Consider the following 4,850-nt stretch of genomic DNA (forward strand, 5'->3'; position numbering starts at 1 on the left):
TAATGCTAACGCCTCAAAAGGCAATAATGATAGTATCAAAGAGCTGATAGAAGAAAAAAGTAACTAATCTTACTGAGCATACCGTTTTATAAACGCTCCTGTCGTATTTTATGGCAGGGGCTTTTTTGTGAACGATTTATTTACTATTAAAAAAGCTAAGTAACGCTAATAAAAGCGGCTTTGAATGAGAAATCATTCTCAATAGTTAGTCATCCATATGCTATTAATAATATATTTTTTTACAAAAACTAGAGTATGAGTTGACAGAAAAGACTAGATTTTTTAGTCATCATTAACTAAGATAACTAAGGGCGACGTTCTGTATAGTTATCGTAAACTGTTATTTAATACTTCGATATGGTCGTTTCAAGCGCTGCTACTTGCTACCTATTTAAGCTTATAGCAAGTGGCGCAACTCCTCATTTTATCCCAATTGGGATTGTTAAGGCGCTTGAATACAGAGCGTCTGATATTCGGATTTGACGGTGGTTTAACCTATTCATCGCCATTTATTCACAAACTTCTTGTCAGCTGCTTTGCTCATCGTCTAGTGACTGGGTTAAGGCGACACCGTTTTTATCAACGTTTAGCCGCTCATATTGAGTTTTTAACCGCTAAAGCAGACATAAAAGTAAGCAGAGTCAGAGTCCGATAAGAATTTAGGTATAGATGTTTTAGCGGTAACGTTAAATCAATCGCTGTAATGGTTATAAAATAAAGAGAGTCGTGATAAGTATTTTTATCACCCTCAATACGCTTGCATTATTTTCTCCGCTTGCGCTTTATTAATCCGCTTATGTGAATATATTTAGCCCGTTCTGCCCGCGGAGTTTGGTTGCTACTTCATATTGAAAGTATAGGCCGTCCGCTCACTCAAAAGGACAAGCTATGTCAATGATTTCCTCCTCTACGTATTTGGCAGCGCCAGATGACTTTTCTGATAATTGCGGCTTTGGTTTGATTGCTCATATCGAGGGCCAAGCCAGTCACGATTTGGTAAAAACGGCCATTCATAGTCTAAGTTGTATGACTCATCGCGGCGGCGTTGCCGCTGATGGTAAGACCGGCGATGGCTGCGGTTTATTGCTGGCAACGCCAACGGTATTTTTTAGCGATATCGCCGCTGAGCAAGGCTTTACCCTGACTGCTGATTTTGCCGTTGGCATGGTGTTTGTTAATGTAGATGAAGCAAAAGCGCATTATAGTCAGCAGGTGCTTAATGAAGAGATTGCCGCCCAAGGTTTGACAGTGGCGGGCTGGCGTGATGTGCCGCTTGACTTAAGTATCGTTGGTGAGATTGGGCGTCAGACATTACCTGGTTTTCAGCAGATATTTGTCAATGCACCAGACGAGATAGCGGCTGATGACTTTAACCGCAAATTATTTGTCGCGCGTAAAAAAGCCGAGCAGCGTCTGCTTGATGACGAGTTATTTTATGTTTGTTCCTTAAACTGTCAGACCATTATCTATAAAGGTTTGGTCATGCCATCAGACCTACCAGCGTTCTTTTTAGACTTACAAGATACGCGTTTGGCCTCGCATATCGTGGTCTTCCATCAGCGTTTTTCGACCAATACCTTGCCGCGTTGGCCCCTAGCGCAGCCGTTTCGCTACTTGGCGCATAATGGCGAGCTTAATACCATCACCGGTAACCGTAGCTGGTCTGAAGCGCGCACGCCAAAATTAAAGTCTGATAAATTGCCCAATCTAAGTGAATTGACGCCACTGGTGAATAGCACGGGTTCGGATTCATCGAGCTTAGATAATATGCTAGAGGTGCTGATGTCAGGCGGTATGAGTTTATTCCACTCGATGTCGATTTTGGTACCGCCAGCTTGGCAAAATGTCGATAGCATGGATATGGACTTGCGCGCGTTTTATGAATTTTACTCACAGCATATGGAAGCATGGGATGGCCCAGCAGGGCTAGTGATTCAAGACGGTCGCTATGCGGTCTGTATGCTTGACCGTAATGGTCTGCGGCCGTCGCGTTGGGTGACCACCAAAAATGGCTATATCACGGTGGCCTCAGAAGTCGGCGTTTGGGATTATGCGCCAAAAGATGTGCTTGCTAAAGGGCGCGTTGGGCCCGGTCAGATGTTAGTTATCGATACCATGACTGGTCAAATCATGGATACCAAAGCCATTGCGACGTTACTCAAAAAAGCGCATCCATATCGGAAATGGCTGCGCGAAGAAGCAACCCGCATCCGCGATGATGAGCGCTTAGAAGAAGAATTAGCCGCCCAAGCTTGCCGCGGTGAGCCGCTAAAAGCTTTGCAAAAAATGTATCACATCACCAATGAAGAGCGCACCGAAATCATCCGCCCTAATGCCGAAAATGGTCAAGAACCCGTCGGCTCGATGGGCGATGATACGCCGATGGCGGTGCTATCGCAGCAAATACGTCATGTCGGTGATTTTTTCCGCCAGCAGTTTGCGCAGGTGACCAATCCACCGATTGACCCATTGCGTGAGTCCATCGTCATGTCGCTACAGACGTGTCTTGGTGCCGAGACCAACGTGTTTGCGCCGTCAGCGCGCGACGCGCATCGTATTATCTTATCATCGCCGGTTTTATCAGCCAGTAAAATGCAGCAGCTTGAAGCCTTGGCAGACCCAGCGTTTCAAATGGCGCGTATCGACTTAAACTACGATGCCAATCTTGAGTTATCAGCCGCTATTAAAGCCATCTGTGAGCAAGTAGCAAGCAGCATTCGTGCGGGTTTTACTTTAATTGTCTTGTCTGATAAGAACATCGCAGCCGACAAACTACCGGCCAACGCCATTATGGTTACCGGTGCGGTGCATCATTATTTAATCGCCCAAGGTATTCGTACCGATGCCAATTTAATTATCGAGACTGGTCTGGCACGCGATTCACATCAAGTGGCGGTATTAATCGGCTTTGGCGCGACTTGTGTGTATCCATATCTGGCCTATGACGTCATCGATGACTTGGTGGCGACGGGTGAGCTGCTTGGTGACCCAATTCAAGCGCGGGTCAATTTCCGTAAGGGCTTGGATAAAGGGCTGCTAAAAATCTTATCAAAAATGGGTATTTCTACCATTGTCTCTTATCGCGGCGCGCAATTATTTGAAGCGGTGGGGCTTTCTGAAGAAGTGGTAAGCTTATGCTTTAAAGGTGTGCAAAGTCGTATTAAAGGCGCCACTTTTGCTGATTTGGCTGCTGACCAAGCGCAATTGGCGGCCAATGCCTTTAAACGCCGTGCGCCACTTGACCAAGGTGGTTTATTAAAATTTGTCTTTAATAAAGAATACCATGCCTTTAATCCTGACGTGATTAACAGCCTACATACTGCCGTACGTACGGGTGATTATGTCAATTATCGTAACTATGCCGATTTGGTTAATAGCCGTCCCGTAGCAACCTTGCGCGATTTATTGCAATTAAAAACCGATAATTCAATTGACGTAAATGACGTCGAAGACATCTCAGCAATTTTATCGCGCTTTGACTCAGCGGGGATGTCATTAGGGGCATTGTCACCCGAAGCCCATGAAGCGATTGCCATAGCGATGAATACCATTGGTGGGCGCTCAAACTCTGGTGAAGGCGGCGAAGATCCGGTGCGTTATGGTACCTTGCGTAACTCAAAAATTAAGCAAATTGCCTCAGGTCGCTTTGGGGTCACACCGGCGTATCTGCGTTCGGCAGAAGTGCTGCAAATTAAAGTTGCTCAAGGGGCGAAACCGGGTGAGGGCGGTCAGCTGCCGGGCGGTAAGGTTAATGCGCTCATCGCTCGCCTGCGTTATTCGGTACCGGGGGTGACGCTCATATCGCCGCCGCCGCATCATGATATTTACTCTATCGAAGATTTGGCGCAGCTAATTTTTGATTTAAAACAAGTCAATCCAGATGCTTTGGTGTCAGTGAAGCTGGTCTCACGTCCGGGTGTTGGCACCATTGCAACGGGCGTGGCAAAAGCCTACGCCGATTTAATTACCATCTCAGGCTATGATGGTGGCACGGCAGCGTCACCGCTGTCGTCTATCCATCATGCTGGCTCGCCGTGGGAGCTGGGGCTTGCTGAAACGCATCAATCGCTTCGGGTCAACGGCTTGCGTGATAAAGTTCGTATTCAAACCGATGGCGGCCTAAAAACGGGTCTTGATGTGGTCAAAGCCGCAATTCTGGGGGCAGAAAGCTTTGGTTTTGGCACCACGCCGATGATTGCCGTTGGCTGTAAATACTTGCGGATTTGCCATCTTAATAACTGTCCGACCGGCGTTGCCACCCAAAAAGCCCAGCTACGCGATGAGCATTTCATTGGCGAAGCGGAAATGCTGATTAACTTCTTTAAATTTGTTGCAACCGAAACGCGAGAATGGCTTGCCGCTCTTGGCGTGCGCAGTATGGAAGAGCTGGTCGGACGTACCGATTTGCTTGACGTATTAGAAGGTAATACTGATAAGCAGCGGCATTTGGATTTAACGCCGTTATTATTTAGTCATCCAGCCAGTAGCGGCAAAGCGCAAACTTGTCAGGTGGCGCGCAATGAGCCATTTGATAAAGGCTTGCTCGCTGAGCAAATGATTAACGATATGCTGCTAAGTATCCGTCAAGGTAACGGCGGCGATTATAGCTACGTCGTCGGTAACTGTGATCGCTCTATCGGCGCGCGTATTTCCGGCGAGATTGCGCAGGTCTGGGGCAACCTTGGCATGAGTGATAGACCCATTAAGCTGCATCTAAACGGCACCGCAGGTCAAAGTTTAGGGGTCTGGAATGCGGGCGGTTTGCATATTGAGCTAGAAGGCGATGCCAATGACTATGTTGGTAAAGGCATGGCGGGCGGTGAGATTGTCATTTATCCACCGCAAGATTC

1 protein-coding gene is annotated in these 4,850 nt (G+C 47.1%); it reads left to right on the forward strand.

All coding sequences use genetic code 11. The annotated features are described in order from the left end of the window. Positions 1–888: 888 nt before the first annotated feature. Positions 889–4,850, forward strand: a 3,962-nt coding sequence (gene gltB, locus V7D75_RS03090) for a glutamate synthase large subunit (protein ID WP_333613393.1), incomplete at its 3' end; no start/stop codon positions are given.

Source organism: Psychrobacter sp. (genome assembly GCF_036731945.1).
Lineage (GTDB): Bacteria > Pseudomonadota > Gammaproteobacteria > Pseudomonadales > Moraxellaceae > Psychrobacter.